This is a genomic window from Kitasatospora sp. NPDC001603 (genome assembly GCF_040298365.1).
Classification (GTDB): domain Bacteria; phylum Actinomycetota; class Actinomycetes; order Streptomycetales; family Streptomycetaceae; genus Kitasatospora.
The window spans coordinates 18,502-44,676 of record NZ_JBEPAA010000019.1 but is presented as its reverse complement, the minus strand read 5'-3'; the positions used below and the strand labels follow the sequence as shown (position 1 = coordinate 44,676).

The window sequence follows — 26,175 nt, the reverse complement described above, 5'->3', positions numbered from 1 at the left end:
CGGCCGGAGGGCCGGTCGCGGGCGGCGCGGCGCGGGCAGGCCCGCGGCGCACCGTCAGAGGTGCTTGGCCAGCTCCGGCATCAGGTCCTGGAAGGTCCGCCCGCTGGCCGGCTGGCCGATCGCGGCCATCTGCCAACCACCGGCCGTGCGCTGCACCTTGGCCATGATCTGGGCGGTGTACGGGCCGCCGCCGGTGAGCGTGTACCGGGCCAGCTCGGCGCCGGTCTGCTCGTCGACCAGCCGGCAGAAGGCGTTCTCGACCTCCTGGAAGGTCTGCCCGGTGAAGGAGTTGACGGTGAACAGGATCTGGTCGACCTCGCTCGGCACCCTGGTGAGGTCCACCGTGATCGACTCGTCGTCGGTGGCGTCGCCGGCGCCGCCGGTCAGGTTGTCCCCGCTGTGCCGCACCGAACCGTCGTTGCTGGTGAGGTGCTGGAAGAAGACCACGTCCACCGGCTTGCCGGCGGCGAACAGCACCGCCGAGGCGTCCAGGTCGATCTCCTGCGAGGCCAACAGCTTGGCGAAGAACCCCTTCCGCTGGGCGGCCCGCCAGCCGAGGCCCATCCGCACCACGCCCAGCTGCCCCCCGCCCGGCTTCTCCAGGCTCAGCTTCTGCCCCTTGGCCAGCGAAACGCTCATCGCGTCCTCCTCGTTGCTCCGCCCTGCGTCCTGAATCTACAGCACTGTAGAGATTCCCGGGTGCGCAGGGTCGGTCCTGGGAATCCCCGTACCCCGCTCCGACGGTCAACACCACATCATCCGGACACGGAGGGATTCGCGACGACCCACCGGCGTCCCGGCCGCAATTCCGCACGCGGGCTCCGGCGCCGGTCCCGCACGCGGCGCCCGGCGGCGCCGACGAACTCCTGCTACGGCCGCTCCAACGGCCGCTCCAGCCGCACCAGGGCGTCGACCGCGGCAGCGCGCCCGCCGGTAGCCCCGTCGCGGTGGCCGGCCTCCGCGGCCACCGGGCGGAGCACCCGCTCGGCGCGGACGGTCCGCAGCCCGGCGTCGGCGAGGTCGGCGAGCACGTCGTCCGGGGTGAAGAGGACGCGCGGGTCCTGCGGGCCGCCGACCCCTTCGATGAGGTTGCTGCTGTCGTGGCCGACCACCAGCAGGGTGGCGCCGGGGGCGAGCGCGGCGGCGGCCCGGCGCAGCGCGGTGCGGCGGTCGGCGGCGGGGAGCTGGAGGTAGGCGACCAGCACCAGGTCGTAGCCCTCGGTCGGGAGCGGGAAGCCGCGGGCGTCGTCGTGGCGCCAGGTGAGCCGGCCGGCGACCTCGTCGGGCAGGTCCGCGGTGAGCCGCTCGGCGCGCTCCAGGGCGACGGCGGAGAAGTCGAGGCCGGTCACCCACCAGCCCTGCCGGGCGAGCCAGATGCTGTTGCGCCCCTCGCCGGCCGCGACGTCCAGGGCGCGGCCGGGAGTGCGGCCGGTCAGCTCGCCGACCACCCAGCGGTTGGGCTCGGCGCCCCAGACCAGCTCGCTCGCGGCGTAGCGGTCGTTCCAGTCCTGGCTGTCCATGGCTCGTCCTCCGTTCGGCGGGGCTGCTCCGTACGCCACCGTACCGGCGCGGGGGCCGCCGACCGTCCAGCGGGCGGACACCCTTGACGGCGAATATTGGTCCAGTCCAATCTGTGATGTCGTCGATGCGTACGGGCCCGGCCCGACGGTGTCGACGCGTCGTACCGAAGCATGTGCCACCCCGCCCGCGCGCCCCCACAGCGCTCGGCTCGGCTCCCTTCGGCCCACCCGGGCCACCGCACCGCCGGAACCCCCACTCATCCGGAGGACACCGCATGCACGACCGAGTCACGCCCGCGCGCCCCGCCGAGCGCCGGGCCGCCGCACCACGCCGGCGAGCCACCGCGCTGGCCCTGGCGGCCACGCTCACCACCGGCACCGCCGCCCTCGCGCTCTCCCTGAACACGGCCTCCGCGGCGCCCGTCAACCTGCTCGCCAACGCCGGTCTGGAGACCGGCTCGCTGGCCGGCTGGACCTGCGTCAACGGATCCGTCGTCACCACGCCGGTGCACGGCGGGAGCTACGCGCTCAGCGGGGCGGCCTCGGCCTCCGACACCGCGCAGTGCCAGCAGACCGTGACCGTGCTGCCCAACACCCAGTACACCCTGTCGGGCTGGGTCCAGGGCAGCTACGTCTACCTGGGCGCGACCGGGACCGGGGTCAACTCCTCCTCCTGGACGCCCAACGCGACCGGCTGGACGCAGCTGAGCAGCACCTTCACCACCGGCGCCGCCACCACCTCGGTGACGGTGTTCACGCACGGCTGGTACGGCACCGGCACCTACCGGGCGGACGACCTCAGCCTGACCGGCCCGGCCGGGCCGACCAGCAGCAGCAGCCCGACCGCGACCGGCAGCCCCACGGCGACCAGCAGCCCGACCGCGACCAGCAGTCCGACGGCGAGCACCAGCCCGACCGCCTCGAACAGCCCCACCGCGACCACCGGCCCGACGGCCTCGAACAGCCCGACGGCGACCACCAGCCCCACCGCGACGGCCACCGCCACGGCGACGGGCACCGGCCCGGCCGGGGACGGCAAGGTCACCGTGCCCGGCGGGCTCACCGTCGGCAAGGTCACCGGCAACGCCGTGGTGCTCAGCTGGCAGCCGTCCACGCTGACCGGCGGCGACGGCCCGGTCGCCTACAAGGTCTACTCGGGCAGCCAGCTGGTCGCGACCTCGATGGGCACCTCGGTGGCCGTCAGCTCGCTGCTGCCGAGCACCAACTACCGGTTCACCGTCCAGGGCTACTCGGGCAGCCACGCCTCCGCGCAGTCCGCGCCGGTGGGCACCACCACCGCGCCCGCCCCGGCCGCGAGCCCGTTCCGCTCGGCCTACTTCGACCAGTGGGGCGTCTACGAGAACGCGTACCACGCGAAGAACGTGGACACCAGCGGCGCGGCGGGCAAGCTGGACGTGATCACCTACGCCTTCGCCAACATCCACCCCACCACGCACACCTGCTTCCAGGCCGTGAAGGCCTCCGACTCGGCCAACGAGTCCAACCCCAACGCCGGGGACGGCGCCGGGGACGCCTACGCCGACTACCAGGCCGACTACAACGGCGCGGCCAGCGTGGACGGCAGCAGCGACACCTGGGAGCAGCCGCTCAAGGGCAACTTCAACCAGCTGCGCCAGCTGAAGGCCAAGTACCCGAACCTGCGGTTCACCATCTCGATCGGCGGCTGGACGTACTCCAAGTACTTCTCGGACGCGGCCGCGACGGACGCCTCCCGCAAGGCCTTCGTCTCCTCCTGCGTGGACATGTTCCTCAAGGGCAACCTGCCGACCGGCGTGGCCGGTGACGCCTCGGGCGGCCAGGCCTCGGCGGCCGGACTCTTCGACGGCGTGGACCTCGACTGGGAGTACCCGGGCTCGGCCGGCGGCCACACCGGCAACCACTACTCCGCCGCCGACAAGCAGAACTTCACCCTGCTGCTGAAGGAGTTCCGCACCCAGCTGGACGCCCTCGGCAACGCCCAGGGCAAGCGGTTCCTGCTGACCGCCGCACTGCCCAGCGGCCAGGACAAGATCGCGCAGCTGGAGACCGACAAGATCGGCGCCTACCTGGACTACGCCGACGTCATGACCTACGACATGCACGGCGCCTGGGACGCCAAGGGCCCGACCAACCACCAGGACCCGCTGCACGACAGCCCGGCCGACCCGACCACGCCGATCACTCCGGGCACCCGGAAGTACAACGTGGACACCACCCTCGCCGCGTACACCACCGGCCTGCCGGAGTACGGCATCGCGGGCGGCTTCCCGACCAACAAGCTGGTGCTGGGCATCCCGTTCTACTGGCGCGGCTGGACGGGCGTACCGGCCGGCTCGAACTACGGCCTGTACCAGAGCGCGACCGGTCCGACCCCGGCCAAGCCGCTGAGCGCCGAGGCCGGCCTGGCCGCCTGGAAGGAGCTCAACGCCACTGCGGCGAACACCCACTGGGACCCGGTGACGGAGGCCTCCTGGGTCTACGACGGGACCAACTTCTGGACGGGTGACACCCCGCAGGCCATCCAGGCCCGTGGGGCGTACGCCAAGAGCAAGGGCCTGGCCGGGATGTTCGCCTTCTCCCTGGAGAACGACGACGCCTCCGGCACCCTGCTGAACGCGATCGACAGCAGCCTGCGCTGACGCACCACCGGGCAGGGGCCGCGCGGATCAGCGTGATCCGCGCGGCCCCTGCGCCACCGCTCCTCGCGACGGGCCCTACCGTCCCGGCACCGGGTCCGCCCCGCCGCGGCGCGCCGTGCCCGGGCGGCAGCGGAGCAGCCGGCCGGCGGTCAGCCGCGCCCCGCGCACCGCGCCGTGCCGGTGCAGCGCCTGGACGGCATAGGTCGAACAGGACGGCGTGTACGGGCAGCAGGCCGGTCGCCGGGGGCTGATCTCGCTCCGGTAGTACCGCACCGCCCCGTACAGCACGCCCGCCGCGAAGCCGGCCGGGGCGGGCGCCGACGGATCGGCGGCCGCGCCGCGCCGTCCGCGGCCGCCACCGAGGGCGAACCGCAGGCCCGCGGCCATCATCACCGGGACGAGCGCGATCAGGCACGGGTCCCCGAGGTCGCAGCAGTCGCAGGCGTCCGAGCAGTCGTTGTCGTTCTTCTTGCCCTTCTGCCGCTGGTACGCCCGCCACTCCTCGCGCTGCTTGCGGCGCCGGCGGCGCTCCTTCTCGGGCAGCCACCACCAGGCGACCTGGGGGCGTCGGGGCGGGTAGGGCGCGCCCTGCTGGGGCGGCGGGTAGGTCACGACTGACGATCCTCTCGATGCGCCCGACGGGACCGACCCCCGACGGCCGGATCAGATTATCGAAGGAACGCCGGTCCGCGTGACGCTCAGTCGCCACCGCCCAGGGTCGGGAACAGATCGGTGAACGTCTGGGTGGTCACCGAGACGCTCCGGCCGAACGGATCGTCGAAGTCCCAGATCAGGAAGAGCAGGAAGGCGATCAGCGCGCTGAACGCCCCCGCCAGCAGCAACTCCCGCGGCGAGCGCCGGATCTGCAGCGCGAACACCATGCCGACGGTCACCACGGCTCCGACGATCAGGCCGAACCAGACCACGCCCGGCATGGTCGGCCCGGCGTTCTGGCCGCGGGCGCTGCGGGCGTCGTCGACGGTGCTGATCCGGTCCATGATCGGCTGGTAGGCCTGGGCCTCCAGATCGCTGGCCGGCGTGCGGGTGGCGACGTCCGTGCGGAGCTTGTCGAGTAACTCGGTGCCGCGCTCGGAGATCTCGCCGTGCTCGCGCATGTACGTCCACTCGGTGTCGACCACGTAGGAGACGTAGGCGTCCACATCGGCGCGGACCTTGTCGCGGAACTCGACCGGATAGATCTGGGCGCGCTCGCTCACCTCGTGCAGCGACTGCGCCTCGCGCGCCACGTCGTCCTGGGCGGCGCCGCGCGCCTCCCAGACGCCGGCGATGGCCAGGCCGAGCACGATCGCGTAGACCACGCCGATCATCATCGTCATGTACTCGATGACGTCGGGCGTCTCGTCGGTGTCCTCCTCCTCACTGACCCTGCGGTGCCTCAGCAGCACCACCGCCACCACGACGGCGCAGGCCGCCGACATGGCGATGGCCAGCGCCAACCACTCGGACATGGGAACTCCCTTCTTCAGCTCGGGTTCTCTGTATCGGGCCCGGCCGTCACCCGTTCACCGAACGGCCGGACGACCGGGCGGTCGAAGGCGGCCGGCCGGGCCGGGTCGCCTCGGGGGCCGGGCGCCTCAGGAGCGGCCGGAGCCGCCCCGGCCGGACCGGCCGCGCGGGCGCAGGGCCGCCGCGGCGAGCACGGCGGGCACGGTGACGAGCAGCATCGTCCGGGTCGGCGAGCTGCCGTGGTGGCGCTCCGGAGCGGGCACCGGCGGGGCCGCCAGCGGCACCCGGACGGGCTTGACCACGGGCCGCGGCTTCGCTTCGACGGCCGCCGGGCTCGGCGTGGCGGTCGGCGAGGGCGGCTCGGGCGCGGGGGCCGGTGGCACGACCGGTGCCGCGGTCGGCTTCGGCGTGGGCTTCGGCACGGGCCTGGTCGACGCGGGCGGCGGCGTGGGCCTCGGCGTCGGGGCGGGCGGCGGCACCGGCGCGGGGGTCGGCGTCGGGGTGGGCTTCGGCTCCGGCGTCGGCGGGTGGATCGGCGTCGGCGTCGGGGTGGGGGTGGGAGTCGGCGTCGGGGTGGGAGTCGGCGTCGGACTCGGCTTGGGCGTCGGGGTGGGGCTCGGGCACGGGTGGTGGTGGTGGTGCCAGGGCGGGTGGCTGGGCTTCGGGTGCGGACCGGGGTGGTGCAGCACTCCGGAGAGGTCGACCGAGAGGCCCACCTCCACGTCGACGTCGACATCGACGCCCACGCCACCGCGGCCGGCCGACACCGAGACGTCCGTGCCGGTGGAGACACAGGTCTCGACGACCGGCCCGTGCGGGTCGCCCCCGCCGTGGTGCTCGGAGGTCCGGGCGGCACCGGCCGCGCCGCTCAGCAGCGCGCAGAGGGCGGCCACCCCGGCCGCCGCGCCGGCCAGCCGGGCCCGGCGCCCGGAAGCGCCCTTGCTCACGACGATCAGGTCAGCGGTCACGACGGCCCGTCCACCGGTATCCGCCGTGCCCGCCGGGGCTGCGCCAGGGGCTCCATGTATCTCTCGCATCGTCAGGAGGTCCGCGTTCGTCGGGAGTTGTCCTCGTCGGGAGTCGGCCCCGTCCTGGAGCCCGGTCGGCGCCGGGAGGGGCGACATCGGACGGCCCGCCTTTGAGGGGCGGGCCGTCCGACGTCAGGTGAAACGATCTTGCGGTGGGCCGGTTACGGCCCGCCCGCGCCCGATCGGGCCGTTGTTCAGTGGCGGCCGTGCGCGATCTCGACGTTCTCCAGGACGCCGACCGCGTCCGGCACCAGGATCGCGGCCGAGTAGTAGGCGCTGACCAGGTACGAGATGATCGCCTTCTCGCTGATGCCCATGAAGCGCACCGAGAGGCTCGGCTGGTACTCGTCCGGGATGCCGGTCTGGTGCAGGCCGATGACGCCCTGGTTGTCCTCGCCCGTCCGGATCACCAGGATCGAGCTGGTGTTCTCCTTGGTGATCGGGATCTTGCTGCACGGCAGGATCGGTACCCCGCGCCAGGCCGGCACCTGCTGCCCGCCGAGGTCGACATGGTGGGGGTAGAGCCCGCGGGAGTTCAGCTCGCGGCCGATCGCCGCGATCGCGCGCGGGTGGGCGAGCAGGTAGTCGGGGTCGCGGCGGCGGCTCAGGAGCTCGTCGAGGTCGTCCGGGGTGGGCGGGCCCGAGTGGGTCTGGATCCGCTGCGAGAAGTCGGCGTTGTTGAGCAGGCCGAACTCCGGGTTGTTGACCAGCTCGTACTCCTGGCGCTCGCGCAGCGCCTCGATGGTCAACCGGAGCTGGTGCTCGGTCTGGTTCATCGGCTGGTTGTAGAGGTCGGCGACCCGGCTGTGCACCTTCAGCACCGTCTGGGCGACGCTCAGCTCGTACTCGCGCGGCTTCAGCTCGTAGTCCACGAAGGCGCCGGGCAGCTCGTACTCGCCGTGGTGGCCCGCCGACATGGCGATCTCGGCCTCGCCGCGCTCGTTCTGGCGCTGGAGCGGCAGGGCCAGGAACTCCTCCAGGTGCCGCTGGAGCGCGGGCGAGCCGTCCCGGATGGCCTGGAACTCGCGCCTCGGCAGCGAGAGCACGGTGCCGGCGGTCACCGTGGTGGCGGTGAACTCCCAGACGGCGTCCGGGTCGAGCACGGCGTGCTCGCCGAAGCGGTCGCCGTCGCCGAGCACGCCGACCACCGTCTCGTCGCCGTACTTGCCGGTGCCGATCTGGTTGATCTTGCCGTGGGCGATCAGGTAGATGCGGTCCGCCTCGGTGCCCCGCTCGGCCAGCACCTCGCCGGGGCCGAAGTCGCGCTGCTCGCAGCGGTCGGCGAGGGCCGTCAGCACCCCGTCGTCGTCGAAGCCGCGCAGCAGGGCGAGCTCCCCGAGCTCACGGGGGATGACCCGGACCTCCGAGCCGGTCTTGATGAACTCCACCCGGCCGTCGCCGACGGTGTAGGTGAGCCGGCGGTTCACCCGGTAGGCGCCACCGGCGGCCTGGACCCAGGGGAGCACCTTGAGCAGCCAGCGGGAGGTGATCTCCTGCATCTGCGGCGCGGACTTGGTGGTGGTGGCGAGGTTGCGGGCAGCGGCCGTCGTCAGGCTCGACTGCTGCGGTACCTGCTGCGTCTCCGGGTTCGTGTCCACCGGCATCGGCAGGGTCTCCTTCATCTGGTCAAGGTCACGCCGACCCGCCCCGGAGTCCGGGGACGGATCATCAGATACGCGTACGGGAAGGGGTGTTGGCGAAAGAGAGCGATCGTGTCCGCCCACTCGGGGCGACCCACCGGGAACCCTAGATCACCCGCGCCCGGCCAAAGCCGTACGGCCCCAAAGCACCCCTCGATAGGGTGAATCTGATGCGCCTGGCGGTTGGAATCCCGTGCGTTCCTCCCACCGATCCCGGACTTGCTGTGCATGCGAATCGCCCGCCCACCGGAACGATCCCCTCCACCCGAACGGAGCGACGTGCGGGCCCGCGGGCCACCGGGCGGCGCACGAGCGGATGGCACAGGCGTTCCCGTGTCGAACACCTGGCCAAGCGCCGGGTGGCGGCCGCTCGGACGCCCGGGCGGCGGCCCGTCACCCGCCCTGCGCCGCGGCCCGCCGGTGGCGGCGGTGGCGGCGGTACCAGACCTCGCCGACCAGGACGGACAGCACGAGCAGGATGATCGACATCAGCGGCCACCGGCTGCCCGCGACCCGGATGTCGGCGAGCAGCAGCACGATCACCGCCCCCACCGGCAGGACCAGCGAGATCCCCGCCCTGATGGTGGCCGCGACGGTCGCCGGGTCGGCGCGGCGCCGGCGCCGCCGCAGCGCGGCCCCGGCGACGTCGCCGCCGAAGTAGAAGTCGACGGCCCGGCTGCCGACCCGGTCGGTCGCCCGGGCGTAGGAGAAGCCCATGTAGGGCAGCCAGACCAGCGGCGCGACCAGCCCGATCAGGAAGACCAGCAGGACCAGCAGCCAGCCGCCGGCCGTCCGCCAGCGGGAGGGCGGCGGATCGGCCCCCTCACTGGTCAGCCCGAGCAGCCGGGCCATCCGCCGGAGCAGCGACCAGAGCCCGCGCCGCCGCCCGGCCGAGGGCCGGGGCGCGGTGTCCAGGGCGCGCCCGGCGGCGACGACATCGGGGTAGGCGCCCTGGAGCACCAGGACCTCGGCGGCCCGGGGCCGGGCGGCCGGGTCCCTCCCGGCCAGGGCGGCGAGTTCGAGGAACAGCTGGGCCTGGGCCAGCAGCGCGGTGCAGAACGCGAAGGGGATGAGCACCATGAACGGCCCGCCGACGAAGGCGCCCTCGCTCTGACTCACCCGCCGGGCGTGCGTCACCGCCAGTCCGGCCAGCTCCTGCGGCGTCGCCTCCGGGTGGGCCGCCCGCAGCGCGGCGACCCGGCGGGCGGCCCGGGGGCCGCGGTGGCGGACCGCGAAGACGGCGAGGGTCTCGGGCAGCAGCGAGGGGTGGGCCCGGACCGAGCGCAGCAGCTCGCCGACCGGGGGCTCCGGGCCGTCGGGCGCCGCCGCGTCGAATGCCGCCGATCCCTCTGCTGCCACGTCCGTCCCACCGGTTCGGCGATCGGGGTCCGACCGCTCGGCCGGGCGGACCGGCGGTCGCGGGCGGGTGCCCCCACCTCTTCCAGCAGCCTAGTGGCGGCCGGGCGGCCCCGCCCGGGCAGCGGTGGCGGGCCCGCTCCGGGCGGCGTTCGCCGGCCCGCTCAGGCGACCTCGAAGCCGTGCCGGACGCGGTCGAAGCGGCCCGCCGCCAAGTCCTCGTCGGTGATCCAGAACGACACGTTGACGCACTCGCCCCAGTCCACCGCGAGGGCGCGGCTCCCGATCTGCAGCAGCGGCCGGTGCCCCGCCGGGCGGCCGGTGTCGGTGTCGCACCAGCCGAGCACCCGCACGCCGGGGGCGGTGAGGTGGTCGCGGAAGTCGGCGGCGAGGTCGAGGGCGATCATGAAGTCGTCGGGGAAGACGTTCTCCAGCTCGCGGTCCTGGTAGGAGGGCGCGGAGAGCCGCCACTCCGCCCGGACCTCGACGGCCGGGACGGCGGGGGTGCCCGGGCCGTCGGCCGGGGCCGGTCCGGGCGGTGCGCCCACGGGCACGTGCAGGACGCGGCAGCCACGGCCGGTGAAGTCGGAGAGCCACTCGTCGTGGAAGAAGAGGAGCAGCCCGGCGGTCGGCAGCGGCCAGTCACCGCCCCGGCCGGTGGTGCGGAAGGCCTCCGCCAGGCCGGCGCAGTCGAGCTGGGCCAGCAGCTGCATCGGGCGCCCGGCGAACTCCGGCCACCCGGTGCCGGCCGGCAGGGCGGGCAGCCCGCCGAGCACCCCGGCCGGCGGACCGTCGCCCCCTGCGGCGAGCGCCAGCGAGGGCCGCATCAGGCCGTGGACCAGCGGAGCCGTCCGCTCGTCGGCCCGGGCCCGGATCGCCTCGGCGACACCGGGCGGGACGGGCAGCCCGCGCGGGCCCGGCTCCCCCGGGTGGGCGGCGGACCGGCCCGGGGAGCTGGCGGTCGTGCTCGCGGCTGCGGTCATGCGCGCGGGGAGGCCCGCGGGCGCGCTCGCGGCGGTGCGGTCGGTCGCGTCGGTCAGCGGTTCGGCCATGCGCGCAAGCCTGTCACGAGGGTCCGACAGCGCACGCGAAAGGCCCGTCAGGTGCCGGTACGGGGGCGGCCGGCACCTGACGGGGGACTGTGGGACGGGTGTCCGCGCGAGCGGGCCGGACCGGCCGGGGTCAGGAGCAGACGACCTCGTTGCCGGGGATGTCGAAGATGCCGGAGTCGGAGGCCGCGCCGGACTGGTACTCGTAGTAGAGGTACGTGTAGAAGTCGATCCGCGTGCCGGCGCCGCAGGCCGAGCCGGCCGCGATGTCGTAGGTCAGCGTCACGGTGGTGGAGGCCCCCGCCGCGACGGGCACGGTGTGGTGGACCAGGCCGCTGGTGCCGCCGGTGTCGCACGCGCTGACCGCCCCGCCGCAGGACGAGAAGGCGTACGCCAGACCGGGGACCTGGCTGGTCTGGTAGGTCGGCTGGACGGACTGGTAGACGAACCGCACGGGGGTGTCGTGCGGGTTGGTCAGCGTCAACGTCAGGGTGACCGCGGAGCCCGGGGTCGCCGTCGCCCGGTCGGAGGCGACCGTGAGCAGCGGCGTGTCCGCCTGGGCGGGAGCGGCCGAGAGGAGCAGACCGACGACGAGGGCCAGGATCGCAGCGATTCCGAGACGGCTCACATGTGTTCTGCGCATGACCAGTGAGCCTAGGCGGCGCCACCGGTCGTGGCACCGGCCTCCGCCCGGGCCCGTACTGGCATATGACAGCGGAGCGGACGCGGCGGGCCATTGACTACGCCACGACACCTCCGGCTACGGCCCTTCCCCTTACCCTCCGGCCCGCACCGCCCGCCCGGGGCCGGAGCGTGCGGGCCGGAGCGTGCGGGCCGGAGCGTGCGGGCCGGCGGCCCCGGTCAGAGCGGGGCGGGCAGGACGTCGCAGAGCGCGGCGACGGCCGCCTGGTAGGCGTGGTCGGCCGGCGTGGCGTAGCCGACCACCAGACCATCCGCCACGGGCATCGCGTCCGGCCCGATCAGCGGGTGCCGGTAGTCCGCCAGCCCGTCCAGGGCCAGCCCCCGGTAGGCCGCCGCCTTGAGCACGGACCGCTCGGTGCCGGGCGCGAGCCGGAGCACGGCGTGCAGGCCGGCCGCGATCCCGGACACCTCGATGTGCGGCGCCCGCACGGCCAGTTCGGCCAGCAGGTGGTCCCGGCGGTCCCGGTAGCGCCGGCGCATCCGCCGCACGTGCCGGTCGTAGCCGCCCGACTCGATGAACTCCGCGAGCGTCAGCTGGTCGAGCGCGCTCGCCCAGGCCTCCCGCTCGCCCTTGACGGCCAGCACCCGGTCCACCAGCTGCTCGGGCAGCACCATCCAGCCGAGCCGCAGCGCGGGCGACAGGCTCTTGCTGACGCTGCCCAGGTAGATCACCCGTTCCGGGTCGAGCCCCTGCACCGCGCCGACCGGCCGGCGGTCGTAGCGGAACTCGCCGTCGTAGTCGTCCTCCAGTACCAGCGCGCCGCTCCCGCGCGCCCAGTCGATCACCGCCGCGCGCCGGGCGGCGTGCAGCGGGCCGCCGGTCGGGAACTGGTGGGCCGGGGTGAGCAGCGCCGTGCGCACCGTCGGGTGCTCCGCGAGCGCGTCGATCCGCGCGCCGTCCTCGTCCAGCGGCAGCGGCAGCGTCGTCACCCCCGCCCTGGCCAGCAGCGCCCGGTGGAAGCCCAGCCCGTAGGCCTCGACGGCCAGCGGACCGGCGGCGGGGCCGCCCAGCACCGCGCCCGCGCCGTCGAACAGCAGCCGCAGCGCGTGGGCGAAGCCGGAGCAGACCACGATCCGCTCGGGGTCGGTGCGCACGCCCCGGGCGCGGGCCAGGTAGTCGGCGAGGGCGACCCGCAGCTCGCGGCGGCCCTGCGGGTCACCCGGGCCGAAGGCCTCGTTGGGCGCGGAGGTGAGCGCCCGGCGGCCGGCGGCGAGCCAGTCGGCGCGGGGGAAGGCGGAGGCGTCGGGGCGGCCCTGGATCAGGTCGTGGGCGGGCCGGCGCGACGGGGACGTCCGGCGGGCCCGGGTCGCGGCGACCGGCTCGGCCCGGTCGGCGACGGTGGTGCCGGAGCCCTGACGGGCGGTCAGCCAGCCCTCGGCGGCCAGCTCGGCGTAGGCGTCGGCGGCGGTGTTGCGGGCGATGCCGAGGTCGGCGGCGAGCGAGCGGTACGGCGGCAGCCGGGTGCCGGGGGCGAGCCGGCCGCTGCGGATCGCCTCGCGCAGGGCGGCCATCAGCGCGGCGCGGCGGCCGCCGGTGGCGGGCAGTTCGAGGTGCAGGTCACTGCCGGCCGGGCCGTCGGGCGGGCCGGCCACGAGCGTCGCCGTCGCCGGTGCCGCAGCCGTCGCTGCCGCCGCCGGGCGGGGTCTCGGCCCGGCCGTCGGGCGGGCGGGCTTCCGGGGGTGTGCGACCGGGGTGTCCGTCATGGTCCCGAACCCTATCGCCGGGTACGAACCGGCCCGAGGGCGGGCGGGTGGCACCGCCCCGCGGACCGGCTCGCGCCGGGGCCCGGCCGGAGCCGGCCGGTCTCAGTCGATCCGGACCGAGTTGACGATGTAGGTGCGGACGTCGTTCCGGGTCCGCTCGGCGAGCGCCGAGTCGGTGGAGTAGGCGCTGACCGTGATCCAGATGTTCCCGGACTGCGGGACGCAGACGATGTGGGCGATCACGGCGGAGTTGCCGCCGATCACCTGGTAGTCGCCGTCGCCGGCGAGGTCCCAGACCTGGAAGCCCTGGCGCTGCAGCGCGCTCTGGGCCACGCCGAGACAGTCTCCGAGGGTGTCGTTCTTGGTGAAGGTACCCCAGTGCGCGAACATGCGGTCTCCCTTGCGTGGCGTGAGCCGTAGCGGGTCGTCGGGCGGTACGCCCCGGGGCCGTCGTACCGGCCCCGCGCATCGAGCATCGGACGGCGGACGTCCCGGACGCACGGGACCGGCGGCCCATCGCGGCCCCGACCGCGGACCGGGACAGCGCCCCGCCCCGGACCGGGACCGGCGGCCCGGCGGTGCTCGCGCCCGATGCCCGCCGTTCGGGTGACGGCCGGCCGGCCCGGTTCCTGCATCCGAGTCGGATCGCAGCGCCGATCGGGTGGCACTCCGGTCGGATCGTGTCCGGTTCAGCGTGTCGGCTGGCTATTCCTACCGGCATGACCAACACCAGGAAGTACCTGCTCGCCGCCGGTCTCACCGCCGCGCTGGCCGTCATATCCACCGGCCCCGCCTTCGCGGGGGACTGCGACGGGGTCGGGCACAGCGCCGCCGCCGCCGAGTTGTCCTCCGGCACCACCTGCGTCAACACCGGCGGTGCCTACGCCAGCGGCGTCGTCACCGGTTCGCCGGGGGTCCTCTCCGGCAACCAGATCCAGATCCCGATCAGCATCCCGATCAACATCTGCGGCAACAGCGTCAGCATCCTCGGCTGAGCGACCTCCCGACAGCCGGAAGGGCTGCGGTCCGGTCCCACCCGGATCGCAGCCCTTCCGCACGTCCAAGTCCGCCGTCCGCCGGCCCCCGCCCCTCCCCCTTACGGCACCACGGTCACCGGCCAGCGGCCCGCCTTCACCAGCCGGACCGCGACCGAGCCGATCACCCGGTGCCCGGCCTGCTCGGAGCCGCCGACCACCACGGCGTCCGCCCGCAGCTCGTCCGCCATCCGCGCGAGGCCCGCGAACGGGTCGCCCCGGAGGGTCAGGAAGCGCCAGTCCAGCCGCCAGACGTCGCTCAGCCGCCGCTCCGCCTCGCGCAGCGCCGCCAGCAGCTCGTCGGCGATCTCCTGCGTGGTCTCCCCGACGGCCGCGCCCGCGAGCGCGGTGGCCGCCCCGAGGACGGGCTGGACGTACGCCACCGCGAGGGTCGCGTGCTGCCGCCGGGCGAGCCCGGCCGCGTAGGCGGTCGCCCGCCACGAGGACTCCGAGCCGTCCAGCCCCGCCAGGATCACCTTGGGCCCGTCGGTCCCCAGCTCGAACCCGGCGGGCGCGACCGCCGCCCCCGGCTCCTCGGCGCCGCCGACGGCCTCTGCATCGCTCTCGTTGCTCATGCCCAGAGGCTATGGCGGACACGCCGGGTGAGCGGACGGGGCACGTCGGGTGAGGGCTGTGGTGCGCGCCACCCGACCCCGGACCCCCACCCCCCACGATCCGCACCCCCCGCCGACACCCCGTCACCCACCGTCGACGATGTGCCCGGCCTCACACCCCCAAACCTGTGGCCCGGACCACTCCCACCCCCCAAACGATCTTGAAAAACGGGGCAAACACCTTCAAAACAGCCCAATCCCTAGATCCATACCCCCGGTAACCACCCACCCACCAGCCCAAACCTACGAATCCTTGAAACCCCCACCCCACCCCCGTAACTTCGAACCCGTTGCACCGACCACCACGCACCGCAGGGCCCACCACCCCGCACCGCACCCGGTGCCCCCACCCCCCGCGACACGAAACCACCCACCCCAGGGCCTGGTTCCGCACGCTCGCACACCCCCCCGAAAGGACCCGCATGACCCTCCGTAACGAGACCACCGCCGCCACCACCACCGCCACCAAGCGCCGCAACCGCGTCCGCACGGCACTCATGGCCGGCGCCCTCACCGCCCTGCCCGTGGCCGGCCTCGTCACGGCCAACACCGCCTCCGCCGCCCCCGCCAACGTCTGGGACAAGGTCGCCGCCTGCGAAGCCACCGGCAACTGGGCCATCAACTCCGGCAACGGCTTCTACGGCGGCCTCCAGTTCACCTCCAGCACCTGGGCAGCCTTCGGCGGCACCAGCTACGCCCCCCAGGCCCACCAGGCCACCAAGGCCCAGCAGATCGCCATCGGCGAGAAGGTCCTCGCCGCCCAGGGCCCCGGCGCCTGGCCCGTCTGCTCCGTCAAGGCCGGCCTCACCAAGTAACACCCCCAGCACCACCCGCCACACCCGCCCACCCGGGCACGACAACGCCGCTGCACCCGACCACCCGGTCCGGTCCAGCGGCGTCGTGGCACACCCGGACGGCGCCGAACCGCTCACGCGGAGGGGCACCGGCCGAGTCGGCCCGGGGCGCTCCCGCACCGGGCCCGGCGCCGCGCGATCACCGCATCATGTAGACGCTGTCCATGAATTCGATGATCTGCTGGTCCGTCAGCCGGTGGCCGTCGCGGTGGCCCATGGCCAGGTCGGCCTCGCTGATCATGCCCACCAGCCGGTCGCCGTCGATCACCGGGATGCGCCGGATCTGGTGCTGCTCCATCTTCTTCAGCACCGCCTCCATGGAGTCGTCGGCGCGGACGCAGTGCAGGTGCCCGGCCAGCTCCATGGCGGTCATGTCCGCCGGCTCCTTGCCCTCGGCGATACATCGGACCACGATGTCGCGGTCGGTGATGATGCCCTTCAGCTTCTGGTCGTCGCCGCAGATCGGGAGAGCACCGACGTTCATGTCCCGCATCATCATGGCGGCTTCGGCGAGCGTCTGGTCGGCGCGGATGCACTGGGCACCGGTGTGCATGATCTCTCGGGCAGTGGTCACTGGGACTCCTTCGCAGGTCTTCCCCCCGAGCACCGGGTGTTCCGGTGCGCTCACCATAAGCAACACCCCGGGCACCCGCGAGCCAGCACGGCGGCGCCCCCGGCCCGCCGGGACCGGCACCGGGACCGATACTGGGGGCGTGACGCAGGACCTCCCCGACCCGGTCGACGAGTCCGTACGGGCCCGGCCCGCCGGCGCGCTGCGGCCGTACGTGGCCTGGTACTCCGGCTACCGCCAGCGCGGCCTGGCACCCGCCGCGCACCGGGGCCTGCCGTCCCCGTACCTCACCTTCATCCTCACCCTGGACGAGCCGCTGACCGTCGCCGGGCACCCGGATCCGGCCCAGCCCGGCGGCGACTACGCCACCCTGCTCGGCGGGCTGCACACCTCGCCCGCCCTGATCACCCACGACGGGCGGCAGTCCGGCGTCCAGATCGCCGTCCACCCGCTGGCCGCCCGGGCCCTGCTCGGCCTGCCGGCCGGGGAGTTGGCGGGCGTGGACGTGCCCGCGGAGGCCGTGCTGGGGCGGGCGAGCGGGCGGCTCCAGGAGGAGCTCCAACTGGCCGCCGGCTGGCCGGAGCGGTTCGCCGTCCTGGACGGCGCGCTGCTGCGGGCCGCCCGTCCCTCCGGGCGGGTGCCGCCCGAGGTCGTCCGCGCCTGGTCCGAGCTGCGGCGCAGTGGCGGGTCGCTCCCGGTGTCGGCGCTGGCGCGGGAGACCGGATGGAGCAGCCGGCACCTGCGGAACCGGTTCCGCCACGAGACCGGGCTGACCCCGAAGGCCGCCGCCCGGGTGATCCGGTTCGACCGCGCCCGGCACCTGCTGGCCGCTGCGGGCCCGGCGCCCCGGCTGGCGGAGCTGGCGGCCCGCTGCGGCTACTTCGACCAGGCCCACCTGGCCCGCGAGTTCCGCGCGCTGGCCGGGTGCGCGCCCAGCCTCTGGCTGGCCGAGGAGGGCCCGGACGCGGCGAAGTTCCGAAACGTCCAAGGCGGTCCGGGGGCGGCGGCGCCAGAGTGGGGGTCGTGAGAGGAACCCGGACCGCCCCGAGGAGGCAGATCCCCATGAACGACAAGACTCCCGCCCCGCAGGTGTGGCCCAGCCTGCGCGCCCGCGACGCCCGTGCCCTGATCCGCTTCCTGGTGGAGGCCTTCGGCTTCGAGGAGGTCGTCGCGTACGGCGAGGGCGAGTTCGTCGCGCACGCCGAGCTGGCCTGGCCGGAGGGCGGCGGCGTGATGCTGGGCTCCGACCGGCCCGAGGCCGAGGGCGGCGAGCCCTGCCCCGGGCAGCCGGGCGCCTTCAGCGCGTACGTGGTCACGGCGGAGCCGGACGCCCTGCACGCGCGGGCCGTGGCTGCCGGGGCCCGGATCACCAAGGAGCTGCACGGGACCGAGTACGGCTCGCGGGACTTCGCGGCCGCCGACCCGGAGGGCAACCAGTGGTACTTCGGCACCTACCCGGGCTCGCCGCGCCCGTCGGCCGGCTGAGGCGGTGGCCCCGGTGACGGCCGCGGGGCCGGCGGGGCCCCCTACGGGGGTGGCGGGCCCCGTCGACCGGCTGCGGGAGCTCTGCCTGGCGCTGCCGGAGGTGTCCGAGCGGATCAGCCACGGGGAGCCGACCCGGTTCGCCGGGGCCGGGCGGCGGGCCCGGGTGTTCGTGATGCTCGCCGACCACCACCACGACGACCGCCTCGCCTTCTGGTGCCCGGCTCCGGCGGGCGCCCAGGAGTTCCTGGTCGCCGAGGCGCCGGAGCGGTACTTCCGGCCTCCGTACGTGGGCCACCGCGGCTGGGTCGGGGTGCGTCTCGACGGACCGCCGGTCGACTGGGCCCGGATCGAGGACCACGTCGGGGACGCGTACGCGCTGGTGACGGGGCTCCGTTGACGGGCTCACAGAACTTTTAGGTCGACTGACCTATTCTTTTCCCATGAACCTCTCCCCGGACGTCCACGACCACCTGACCCACGATCCCGAGGGTCCCGTCCTGCTGGTCGGCGGCTACGGCACCGTCGGCGCCGAGCTGGCCCGGCTGGCGGCGCCCGACTGGCCCCTGCTGCTCACCGGCCGCTCCGAGCAGCGCGGGGCCGCGCTCGCCCAGGAGCTCGGGCAGCCGGCCGGCACCCCCGCCGTCACCGTCCGCCGCTGGGACCTCGCCGACCCGGCGCCCTTCGACGCCGCCGTCCGCGCCGTGGTGGGGGTGGTCAACGACCCGGACGACCGCGTGCTGCGGGCCGCCGTCCGGGCCGGCGTGCCGTTCGTGGACGTGACCCGCTGGACGGCCCGGCTCCAGCGGGCCGCCACGGTGGCGGCGCTGCTGCGCCCGAGCAGCCCCGTGCTGCTCTCCTCCGCCTGGATGGGCGGGGTCACCAGCCTGGTCGCGGCCGCCCTGGCGGAGCGGCTCGGCGGCGCCGAGCGGGTCGAGACCGCGATCCGCTGGGACCTCGCGGACCGGGCCGGCGCCGACTCGGTGGAGTTCATGGACCGGCTCGGCCTGGACTACGAGGTGGTCCGGGACGGCCGCCGCCGGTCGGTGGCCCCGCTCAGCGGGCCGCGCACCGTACGGATCGGTGACGACGCCACCAAGGTCGCCGGGATCGACACACCGGAGCAGTTCACCCTCCCGCTCACGCTCGGTACGACCACCGCCACCACCCGGATCGGCTTCAGCTCCCCGCTCAGCACCGCGGCGCTGCTGGCCGCCAAGCACACCGGACTCTTCCGCTGGGGCCGGGGCGACCGCTGGGAGCCGGCCCGGCGCGCCCTGCTGTACTCGCCCGGCGAGGGCGGCGTGGCCCGGCTGCGGATCGACGTCGGGCACGGCGGGGCCGGGCTGGGCGCGGTGGTCGAGGACCGCTCCGGGCAGGCGCACCTGACGGCGGTCGGCGCCCTGCTGGGCCTGCGACGGGTGCTCGGGACGGACGGCGCGCCGGCTCCGGCCGGGGTGGCGTTCCCGGAGCAGACGCCCCGCCCGGGGCGGGTCCTGGCCGACCTCGCGGCCCTGGGCGTCACGGTCGACGTCCGGAGCGAGCGGGCGGCGGTGGCGGCGTGAGCGGCAAGGGCGAGCAGCGGCGCGCGGAACTCCTGGACGCGGCCGAGGACCTGCTGGTGACCGCGGGCGGCACCGAGCTGTCGATGCGGGCGGTCGCGGCGGCGGCCGGGGTCCGGCTGGGGCATCTGCAGTACTACTTCCCGACGCATGCCGCGCTGGTGGCGGCCGTCCTGGGGCGGGTGCTCACCCGGTCCGCCGAGCGGCTGGCGCCCCTGCTCGCCCCGGCGGACCCGGCGACGGGCCCGGCGGCGACGGCGGACCCGGCGGGCGCCGGGGCGGCCGAGGCCGCCGACCGGACGGCACAGGCACTGATCAGCGCCCTGCTGGCCGAGCAGGAGGACGCCCGGCTGGTGCGGCTGTTCGCCGAGGTCTGGGCCTTCGCCGCCCGGGACGAGGCGGTGGCGGACGCCGTCCGCGCCTTCTACGCCGACTACCGGGCCCGGATCGCGGCCTTCCTCGCCGACCGCCGGCCCGACCTGCCGGAGGCCGTCGTCCAGGGCCGCGCCCAGGTGTTCCTGATGCTGGTCGAGGGCGCCTCGCTGTTCCGCTCCGGCCTCGCCGGGGTGCGCGAGCCGGCCGCCGACGAGGAGCTGCTCCGGACGGCCCGTAGCCTGCTCGCGCCGTAGCGGGCGGGCGGGCAGACTGGCTGCGCGGGCCCGGCGAACGGGCGCGCGGTCCCGGCGCAGCTCGGAGGCGGCCATGCCGCAGATGGTGGTGGACGGGCGCTCGATCGCCCTCTCGCACCTGGACAAGGTGTACTACCCGCGCACCGGCACCCTGAAGGGGGACGTGCTGCGCTACTACGCGGCCGTGCACACCGTGCTGCTGCCCCATCTGCGGGACCGTCCGGTCTCCTTCCTGCGCTGTCCGGAGGGGGTCGAGGGCGAGGCGTTCATCGCCAAGAACCCGCCCGCCGGGACACCTCGCTGGGTCCGCACCGTGGAGGTGCCGAGCAGCTCCGGGGACCTCCGTCAGGTGGTGCTGGACGACGGTGCGGCGCTGCTCTGGGCGGCCAACCTGGGCTGTCTGGAGCTGCACGTGCCGCAGTGGCACGCCGCCGCGCCCGGGCTGGCGGACCGGCTGGTGCTGGACCTCGACCCGGGCGAGGGCGCGTCGGTGCTGACCTGCCGGACGGTGGCCGGGCTGCTGCGCGAGCGGCTGGCGGCGGACGGCCTCGACTGCTGGGTGAAGACCTCCGGTTCCAAGGGGCTGCACCTGCTGGTGCCGCTGGAGCCGACGCCCAGCAGCAAGGTCTCCGCCTACGCCAAGGCCCTCGCGGCCGCGCTGGAGAGGGCCCATCCGGACCTGGTGGTGCACACCATGGCCAAGGCGCGCCGGGCCGGGCGGGTCCTGGTGGACTGGTCGCAGAACAACGCCAAGAAGACCACCGCCGCGCCCTACACCCTGCGGGCCCGGCCCCGGCCCACGGTGTCCACGCCGGTCTCCTGGGCGGAGCTGGAGGCGGCCGGCTCGACGGCGGACCTGACCTTCGACCTCGCCGAACTCCCGGACCGGCTGGCGGAGTTCGGGGACCTGCTCGCGCCGCTCCTGGACAGCGGGCGGGCCCGCCCGCTCCCCCCGCCGGCGTCGGCGCCGTCGTCGCCGGACGAGCCACCGGCCGGCCGCAGCGACCCGCCGCGCAGCAGCACCCGCACGCGCACCCGCACCGCCACCGGTAGCGGCACCGACAGCGATAGCGGCACCGGCTCCCCGGTGGTCCTGGAGCCGCCTGTCGAGGTGATGCGCCCGGCCGCTGTGACCGCCGTCCCGCCGTCCGACGGTCTCGGCGGCTCCGGCGTGCAGTACGAGCTGAAACTGGACGGCTTCCGCTGTGTGGCCTTCGCCCGCGGCGAGCGCCCGGCGTTCCTGCAGTCCCGGTCCGGGCGGGACCTCGGCGCGGAGTTCCCCCCGATCGCCGCCGCCGTGGCCCGGCTGCCCGCCGGGCTGGTGCTGGACGCGGAGCTGGTCGCCTGGCGGGACGGCAGGTTCGCCTTCGAGGAACTGCTGCGCACCCGGGAGGGCCGGGCGTCGGACGGGGTGGCGCTCGGGCTGGTCGCCTTCGACCTGCTCGCGCTGCCCGGGCGCGACGTCCGCCGACTGCCGCTCACCGACCGGCGCCGGCTGCTGCTGGCCGCGCTCGACGGCGTCCCGCCGCCGGTCCAGCCGGTGCTGGCCACCACCGACCGGACGGAGGCGCTGAACTGGATGGAGCAGCTGGCCGACACCGGCGTCGAAGGGCTGGTCTGCAAGGCCGCCGGCTCGGCCTACCGGGCGCGCGGCGCCGGCCGGCTCTGGGTCAAGTACCGGCGCAGCGACACCGTCGACGCGACCGTCCGGGCGGTCGTCGGAACGGCCGCCCGGCCGCAGGCGCTGGTCCTGGAGCTGGACGACGGCCCGGTGCTGCTCTCCACGCCCCGGCTCACCGCGGTGCAGGCGCGGCAGGTGGCGGAGGCGGTGGACGGACTGCTGGGCGCACCGGTGCGCGACCCGGACCACGGCAGCCTGCGGCCGCTGACCGGCCCGCTGCGGGCGGAGGTGACCGTCACCGGCCGGCCGCCGGCGGCCACCTTCGTGCGGCTGCGGGGCGACTGATCCGCGTGCCCGGGGCCGGGATCACCCCGGGCCCGGCCGGCCGCCCCCACGCGCCTCGACGACGGCGGGCGGGGGGAGGGCGCGGACGTGCGCCCGGGGGCAGTCCAGGTGGACCACCAGCTCCAGATGGTCGATCCGGGCCACCAGGGCGACCGGCACCGGGACCCGGAAGCCCGGCACCCACGCCCCGGCATCGACCAGCAGCCGGTCGCCGGTGTCCCGCTCGACCCGCCCGAGCGGGCCGTCGGTGCCCTCGACCTCGTAGCCGACCAGGGTCTGGTCGGCGGCATGGTGGGAGCCCGGGCGGTACTCCCGCAGTTCGGTGGTCATGGTGCTCACGCCTCCGGCCGGTCCCACGGCCGGCGCTCGCGGCCCTCGGGCCGGTCCCGGCCGTCCGGGCGTTCCCGCCCGTCGGGGCGGTCGCCGCCCAGCAGGCCCTCCGGGGGGATCCCGGCCGCGCGGCGGCGCCGCCGCAGCAGCAGCGCCACCACGGCCGCGACGGCCACGCTGACCGTCCAGACCAGTACCACGGCGGTCAGTACGGGCACGGTCGGGGTGCGCACGCCGATGCTCAGGCAGATCGCGGACATCACCAGCGCCGTCATCACCACCCCGGCGGGCAGCCGGTGCCACAGGCGACTCAGCCCGCCCCGGACCCGCCCCGGCCGTTTGACCCCCATCGTGCTCAACCGCCGGTTCAGGCGGGCGTCCTGGCGCAGATCGCTCTCGATCTCCTCCAGGAGACGCCGCTCCCGTCCGCTCAACGCGGGTCCGTCCATCTCGGTCACCTCCGACGCTTCCGGTGACGCCGTCCTCGTCTCCGGGCGGATGCCCGGTCGGGGTGTACGTCAACCGCTCCGGCCGGCCGGTGCGGCCGGAGCCGTCGGGCGGCAGTCGCCGAAGGCCCGGGGCCGGGCCAACAGGCTGTCGTCCAACACGCGCAACAGGGCGGCGGCGTCGCGGTGCACCTCGACCGCGCCGGCCGCCCGCAGCTCGGACCGCGGTCCGGCGTCGCCCGCCACGGCGACGCACGGGACCCGTGCGCGACGCGCCATCAGCACCTCGCGCAGGCTCGCGGCGACCACCACCGCGTGCTCGGGCCTGCCGTCGACCAGGCCGAGGGCCGCCCGGACGGGCTCGTCACCCGGGGCCGCCAGGGCCAGGACCGGTACCTCGGCCGGCCCGGGCCCCATCACCAGGACCGTCCAGCCTCGCGCCGCGCACTCGTGCAGCAACGCTTCGGAGCCGGGTGACGCGGCGCGCCAATCGGTACCGAAGAGTGCCGCCGAGATGACCGTCATGGCCCACCGTCCCCGTTCCGCACCGCGCACGGACGCGCCCTTCCAGACTAGGCCCGTACCCCCGCCGCGCGCCCGGGCACGGTTGCGCCGGGGCCGGACCGGGAGGACCGGTCAGCGCAGCGGCGGCTCGGGATCGGTGGCGAGGCGGGCGTGCAGGTGCTCGTCCTGGTAGCCGCCGTCGCCGTAGTGGTGGGAGGCGCGCAGGGTGCCCTCGGCGGGGTAGCCGCAGCGCTCGGCCACCCGGCAGGAGGTGTCGTTGCCGACCGCGTGGGCGATCTCGATCCGGCGGGTGCCGGCCGTGGCGATGCCCCAGCCGGTGACGGCCCGGACGGCCCGGGTCGCGACGCCGCGCCCGCGGGCGGCCGGGAGGAGCCAGTAGCCGATCATCGCGAGCCCGTCGGCGCGGTCGACCCAGCGGAGCGCGCAGTTGCCGAGCAGCGTGCCGCCGGCGGCGCCGACCACCGCGAAGGCGGCCGTGGCGCCGTCGGCCCAGCCCGCGTCGCAGCGGTCCAGGTAGGCCTCGGCCCCGGCCGGGTCGGTGACGCGGAGCGGGTTCCACCGGGCGATCTCCGGATCGGCGGCGGCGGCCAGCAGCCCGGGCACCACCCCGCCCCGGACGTCGGTCAGCCGGCCCCAGGGGTGGAGCTGGATGTCGCCCAGGTCGAGGATCACGGCGGTAAAGCCGCGCCGGTCGGGGGTGGTCTCAGCGGTACTCATCGGGCCTTCCTATCCCGGACCGGGTGGGCGCGCCAACGAATTTCGCGCCCGGCCGGGCCTCCCGGCGGCGGAGGCCCGGCGGGCGGGTCCGGCGGGCGTCAGATCCGGGCGAGGTACCCGTGGTCGACGAGCCAGAGCACGTTCAGCCGGGCCGGCCCGTCCGGCACGAGCCCGGCGTCGAGCTGGTACTGGAGGCCGAGACCGGGCTGGCCGAACCACGGCGCGATCGGGCCGGCGTGCACCTTGAACGGCTTGAGCACCTTGTAGTCGTGGTAGTTGCAGCTCGGCGCCGGGGTGCTGTCGAGGCTCTGCGGGGGGATCGAGCGGCTGGCGTAGGGCAGGCCCTCGGGGGCGAGGAAGGCGCCGTACTCGCTGCCGTAGCGGTCGATGTTCTGGTTCGGGTACAGGGTGACCTCGACCTCGACCGGGGTGCCGTCGGGGAGGGTGAGGTAGCCGTCGGCCGGCGGGTAGATCCAGCCCGGGCCGCCGTTGTTCGCGGTGGCGCCGTAGTAGGTGGCGAGGAACGTGTCCTCGGGGAGGCCGCCAGTGCGCCGGTAGCCGATCAGCTCGCGGCCGACCGGGCCGGTGCGCGGCAGGTCCTCGGGGCCGAGGCGGGGGTCGCCGTGGTGGTCGGCCGCCGAGCACGCGTCGGAGGGGGTGGCTTCGGCCGGGTCGGCGGCGGACGCCGGAACGGCGGGGGCGAGCAGGGCCACTACCGCGGTGAGCGGCGCGAGGAGCAGGCGAAGGCGAAGGTGCACGGTGTCTCCGTCGGATCGGCGTCGGTGCGGACCGGAGGATGGTCGGTCACCCTCCGTGTCCGTGTCGCCACCCAGACAAACGGACCACCTGACCCCCCGTCAACCGGAACGGCTCGCGACACCACCCGTCCCACCGGATCCGGCCAACCGGCGCCCGCCCGGCCCTGGGGGCGCGCAGACTGGAGGGTCACGCCCCCGGGGCGACCGGCCGGCGGTCAGCGGCTGCTGGGTGCCAGCCTGCCGAGGGCGTGCACCACCCGGTCGAGGGCGTCGCGGGAGTTCGGCTCGGTGAGGTTGACCATCAGCCGGAAGGCCACCTTCAGCAGGGCCGGGTGGCCGAGGCCGAGCGCACCGGCGGCGCCGAGCAGCCGGGGGCGGCCGAGCACGTCGGCGACGAGCCGGCCGAGCGCGAAGTAGCCGTCGTAGGCGGAGCGCAGTGCCTGCGGGTAGCCGCGCAGGGCGAGTTCGCGGCCGCGGTCGGTGCGCCGGGCCAGCGCCTGGACGACCGTCTCGGCGGCGTACCGGCCGGACTCCATCGCGTAGGCGATGCCCTCGCCGGTCGCCGGGCTGACCGTCCCGCCCGCGTCGCCGACCAGCAACAGGCCGTCGGCGTAGTGGGGTTGGCGGTTGAGGCCCATCGGGAGGGCGGAGCCCCGGACGGGCTCGGTGACGCCCTCGGGGGTGTAGCCGTACTCGGGCGGCAGCGCGGCGCACCAGCGCCGCAGCAGGTCGCGCCAGTCGAGTTCGCCGGCCACCGCGGCGGTGTCCAGCACGCCGAGGCCGACGTTGGCGGTGCCGTCGCCCATCCCGAACACCCAGGCGTAGCCCGGCAGCAGGCGTCGCGCCGGGTCCTTCGGGTCGCGCAGGTCGAGCCACGCCTCCAGGTAGCGGTCCTGGTGCCGCGGGGTGGTGAAGTACGTCCGGTAGGCGACGCCCATCGCGCGGTCGGTGCGGCGGTAGCGCTTCATGGCGAGGGAGAGCCTGGTGGAGTTCCCGTCGGCGGCGACCACCAGCGGCGCGCGGTAGTCGACGGGCCGCCGGTCCTCCCCCAGCCGGGCGGTCACACCGGTGATCCGGCCGGTCCTCTCGTCGACCAACGGGCCCGCCACATTGGCGCGTTCGACCAGCCGGGCACCCGCCGAGGCGGCCCGGCGGGCGAGCAGCTCGTCGAAGTCCGCCCGCCGCCGCACGAGTCCGAAGGAGGGGAAGGCCGACAGCTGCGGCCAGTCCAGCTCCAGCGTGCGCCGGCCGGAGACCAGGCGCAGCCCCCGGTTGTGCAGCCAGCCGGCCTCCTCCGAGACGTCGATGCCGAGGTCGACCAGCTGCTTGGTGGCACGGGGTGTCAGGCCGTCGCCGCAGACCTTCTCCCGGGGGAAGGAGGACTTCTCCAGCAGCAGCACGTCGAGCCCGGTCCGCGCGAGGTGGTAGGCGGCGGTGGAGCCCGCCGGGCCGGCGCCGACCACGATCACGTCGGCGCCGTCCTCCGGGCGGCCGGTGGCACCGGCGGCGGACAACTGCTGCTCTGGGCCTGGCATCTCGCACTCCCACGTGGTCATCGGATCGGCTGCGGACTCAGCGGACT

The 26,175-nt window shown here is 75.3% G+C and carries 28 protein-coding genes; 9 read left to right on the top strand and 19 right to left on the bottom strand.

The genetic code is table 11. The annotated features are described in order from the left end of the window. Positions 1 to 54: 54 nt before the first annotated feature. Complete coding sequence (locus ABT263_RS14970) at positions 55 to 639, bottom strand: TerD family protein (protein WP_329491221.1); 585 nt, start codon at positions 637 to 639, stop codon at positions 55 to 57. 230 nt (positions 640 to 869) lie between these two features. Continuing rightward, positions 870 to 1,520 (bottom strand): class I SAM-dependent methyltransferase, encoded by a 651-nt coding sequence (locus tag ABT263_RS14965; RefSeq protein WP_352290899.1) that lies wholly within the window; start codon positions 1,518 to 1,520, stop codon positions 870 to 872. A 275-nt stretch (positions 1,521 to 1,795) separates the two neighbouring features. Here ABT263_RS14965 and ABT263_RS14960 point away from each other — a divergent pair, with 275 nt between their 5' ends. Further along, on the top strand, positions 1,796 to 4,159 hold the full coding sequence (locus ABT263_RS14960; protein ID WP_352290898.1) for a glycosyl hydrolase family 18 protein: 2,364 nt from the start codon (positions 1,796 to 1,798) through the stop codon (positions 4,157 to 4,159). 75 nt (positions 4,160 to 4,234) lie between these two features. Here ABT263_RS14960 and yidD read toward each other — a convergent pair whose 3' ends face one another. The 9 genes from yidD to ABT263_RS14915 form a co-directional block, all read right to left on the bottom strand. After that, the gene (gene yidD, locus ABT263_RS14955) at positions 4,235 to 4,771 is read right to left on the bottom strand and encodes a membrane protein insertion efficiency factor YidD (RefSeq protein WP_352290897.1); all 537 of its coding nucleotides are present in this window, start codon (positions 4,769 to 4,771) and stop codon (positions 4,235 to 4,237) included. A gap of 86 nt (positions 4,772 to 4,857) precedes the next feature. Next, positions 4,858 to 5,628: a bestrophin-like domain gene (locus tag ABT263_RS14950; RefSeq protein ID WP_329491217.1), complete on the bottom strand. Its 771-nt coding sequence runs from the start codon at positions 5,626 to 5,628 to the stop codon at positions 4,858 to 4,860. A gap of 126 nt (positions 5,629 to 5,754) precedes the next feature. Next, complete coding sequence (locus ABT263_RS14945) at positions 5,755 to 6,594, bottom strand: hypothetical protein (protein ID WP_352290896.1); 840 nt, start codon at positions 6,592 to 6,594, stop codon at positions 5,755 to 5,757. A 254-nt stretch (positions 6,595 to 6,848) separates the two neighbouring features. After that, positions 6,849 to 8,258: a family 2B encapsulin nanocompartment shell protein gene (locus tag ABT263_RS14940; protein ID WP_352290942.1), complete on the bottom strand. Its 1,410-nt coding sequence runs from the start codon at positions 8,256 to 8,258 to the stop codon at positions 6,849 to 6,851. 429 nt (positions 8,259 to 8,687) lie between these two features. Then, complete coding sequence (locus ABT263_RS14935) at positions 8,688 to 9,653, bottom strand: hypothetical protein (protein ID WP_352290895.1); 966 nt, start codon at positions 9,651 to 9,653, stop codon at positions 8,688 to 8,690. Between the two features lie 161 nt (positions 9,654 to 9,814). After that, entirely contained in the window at positions 9,815 to 10,702 is an 888-nt protein-coding gene (locus tag ABT263_RS14930; protein ID WP_352290894.1) for a DUF1963 domain-containing protein, read from the bottom strand. Between the two features lie 130 nt (positions 10,703 to 10,832). Beyond that, positions 10,833 to 11,342, bottom strand: coding sequence for a hypothetical protein (locus ABT263_RS14925; protein WP_352290893.1), 510 nt, complete (start codon positions 11,340 to 11,342; stop codon positions 10,833 to 10,835). Positions 11,343 to 11,560: 218 nt separating this feature from the next. Continuing rightward, on the bottom strand, positions 11,561 to 13,105 hold the full coding sequence (pdxR, locus tag ABT263_RS14920) for a MocR-like pyridoxine biosynthesis transcription factor PdxR (protein ID WP_442906900.1): 1,545 nt from the start codon (positions 13,103 to 13,105) through the stop codon (positions 11,561 to 11,563). A 102-nt stretch (positions 13,106 to 13,207) separates the two neighbouring features. Next, a complete protein-coding gene (locus ABT263_RS14915; protein ID WP_352290892.1) occupies positions 13,208 to 13,495 on the bottom strand; it encodes a hypothetical protein in 288 nt (95 codons plus the stop codon). Positions 13,496 to 13,824: 329 nt separating this feature from the next. Between ABT263_RS14915 and ABT263_RS14910 the strand changes: the two genes are divergently transcribed. Continuing rightward, a complete protein-coding gene (locus tag ABT263_RS14910; protein WP_352290891.1) occupies positions 13,825 to 14,100 on the top strand; it encodes a chaplin family protein in 276 nt (91 codons plus the stop codon). A gap of 101 nt (positions 14,101 to 14,201) precedes the next feature. On the opposite strand, the gene ABT263_RS14905 is transcribed toward ABT263_RS14910, so the two are convergent. Continuing rightward, positions 14,202 to 14,714 (bottom strand): universal stress protein, encoded by a 513-nt coding sequence (locus ABT263_RS14905; RefSeq protein WP_352290890.1) that lies wholly within the window; start codon positions 14,712 to 14,714, stop codon positions 14,202 to 14,204. 461 nt (positions 14,715 to 15,175) lie between these two features. Here ABT263_RS14905 and ABT263_RS14900 point away from each other — a divergent pair, with 461 nt between their 5' ends. Continuing rightward, positions 15,176 to 15,568 (top strand): transglycosylase family protein, encoded by a 393-nt coding sequence (locus ABT263_RS14900; protein ID WP_502885806.1) that lies wholly within the window; start codon positions 15,176 to 15,178, stop codon positions 15,566 to 15,568. Between the two features lie 178 nt (positions 15,569 to 15,746). Here ABT263_RS14900 and ABT263_RS14895 read toward each other — a convergent pair whose 3' ends face one another. After that, the gene (locus ABT263_RS14895) at positions 15,747 to 16,181 is read right to left on the bottom strand and encodes a CBS domain-containing protein (protein WP_329491208.1); all 435 of its coding nucleotides are present in this window, start codon (positions 16,179 to 16,181) and stop codon (positions 15,747 to 15,749) included. A gap of 139 nt (positions 16,182 to 16,320) precedes the next feature. Between ABT263_RS14895 and ABT263_RS14890 the strand changes: the two genes are divergently transcribed. The 6 genes from ABT263_RS14890 to ligD all read left to right on the top strand — a co-directional run bounded on the left by ABT263_RS14890 (position 16,321) and on the right by ligD (position 21,817). After that, entirely contained in the window at positions 16,321 to 17,205 is an 885-nt protein-coding gene (locus ABT263_RS14890) for a helix-turn-helix domain-containing protein (protein WP_352290889.1), read from the top strand. A 35-nt stretch (positions 17,206 to 17,240) separates the two neighbouring features. Beyond that, the gene (locus tag ABT263_RS14885) at positions 17,241 to 17,663 is read left to right on the top strand and encodes a VOC family protein (RefSeq protein ID WP_352290888.1); all 423 of its coding nucleotides are present in this window, start codon (positions 17,241 to 17,243) and stop codon (positions 17,661 to 17,663) included. A 49-nt stretch (positions 17,664 to 17,712) separates the two neighbouring features. After that, the gene (locus ABT263_RS14880; protein ID WP_352290887.1) at positions 17,713 to 18,060 is read left to right on the top strand and encodes an MmcQ/YjbR family DNA-binding protein; all 348 of its coding nucleotides are present in this window, start codon (positions 17,713 to 17,715) and stop codon (positions 18,058 to 18,060) included. A 43-nt stretch (positions 18,061 to 18,103) separates the two neighbouring features. Continuing rightward, positions 18,104 to 19,225: a saccharopine dehydrogenase family protein gene (locus ABT263_RS14875; protein ID WP_352290886.1), complete on the top strand. Its 1,122-nt coding sequence runs from the start codon at positions 18,104 to 18,106 to the stop codon at positions 19,223 to 19,225. After that, positions 19,222 to 19,851 (top strand): TetR family transcriptional regulator, encoded by a 630-nt coding sequence (locus ABT263_RS14870; protein ID WP_352290885.1) that lies wholly within the window; start codon positions 19,222 to 19,224, stop codon positions 19,849 to 19,851. Before ABT263_RS14875 ends, ABT263_RS14870 begins: the two co-directional genes overlap by 4 nt. 73 nt (positions 19,852 to 19,924) lie before the next feature. Beyond that, positions 19,925 to 21,817, top strand: a complete 1,893-nt coding sequence (gene ligD / locus ABT263_RS14865; protein ID WP_352290884.1) for a non-homologous end-joining DNA ligase — start codon at positions 19,925 to 19,927, stop codon at positions 21,815 to 21,817. A 21-nt stretch (positions 21,818 to 21,838) separates the two neighbouring features. On the opposite strand, the gene ABT263_RS14860 is transcribed toward ligD, so the two are convergent. From ABT263_RS14860 to ABT263_RS14835, 6 genes are all read right to left on the bottom strand, one after another. Beyond that, positions 21,839 to 22,147 carry a hypothetical protein gene (locus ABT263_RS14860; RefSeq protein WP_352290883.1) on the bottom strand — a complete coding sequence of 103 codons (309 nt, stop codon included), beginning with the start codon at positions 22,145 to 22,147 and terminating at the stop codon, positions 21,839 to 21,841. 5 nt (positions 22,148 to 22,152) lie between these two features. After that, the gene (locus ABT263_RS14855) at positions 22,153 to 22,596 is read right to left on the bottom strand and encodes a hypothetical protein (RefSeq protein ID WP_352290882.1); all 444 of its coding nucleotides are present in this window, start codon (positions 22,594 to 22,596) and stop codon (positions 22,153 to 22,155) included. Positions 22,597 to 22,665: 69 nt separating this feature from the next. Then, on the bottom strand, positions 22,666 to 23,118 hold the full coding sequence (locus ABT263_RS14850; protein ID WP_352290881.1) for an HAD family hydrolase: 453 nt from the start codon (positions 23,116 to 23,118) through the stop codon (positions 22,666 to 22,668). A gap of 111 nt (positions 23,119 to 23,229) precedes the next feature. Beyond that, entirely contained in the window at positions 23,230 to 23,835 is a 606-nt protein-coding gene (locus ABT263_RS14845; RefSeq protein WP_352290880.1) for a GNAT family N-acetyltransferase, read from the bottom strand. Between the two features lie 98 nt (positions 23,836 to 23,933). Next, a complete protein-coding gene (locus tag ABT263_RS14840) occupies positions 23,934 to 24,593 on the bottom strand; it encodes a TNT domain-containing protein (protein ID WP_352290879.1) in 660 nt (219 codons plus the stop codon). 215 nt (positions 24,594 to 24,808) lie between these two features. Further along, positions 24,809 to 26,128 (bottom strand): geranylgeranyl reductase family protein, encoded by a 1,320-nt coding sequence (locus ABT263_RS14835; protein ID WP_352290878.1) that lies wholly within the window; start codon positions 26,126 to 26,128, stop codon positions 24,809 to 24,811. Positions 26,129 to 26,175 lie beyond the last annotated feature (47 nt).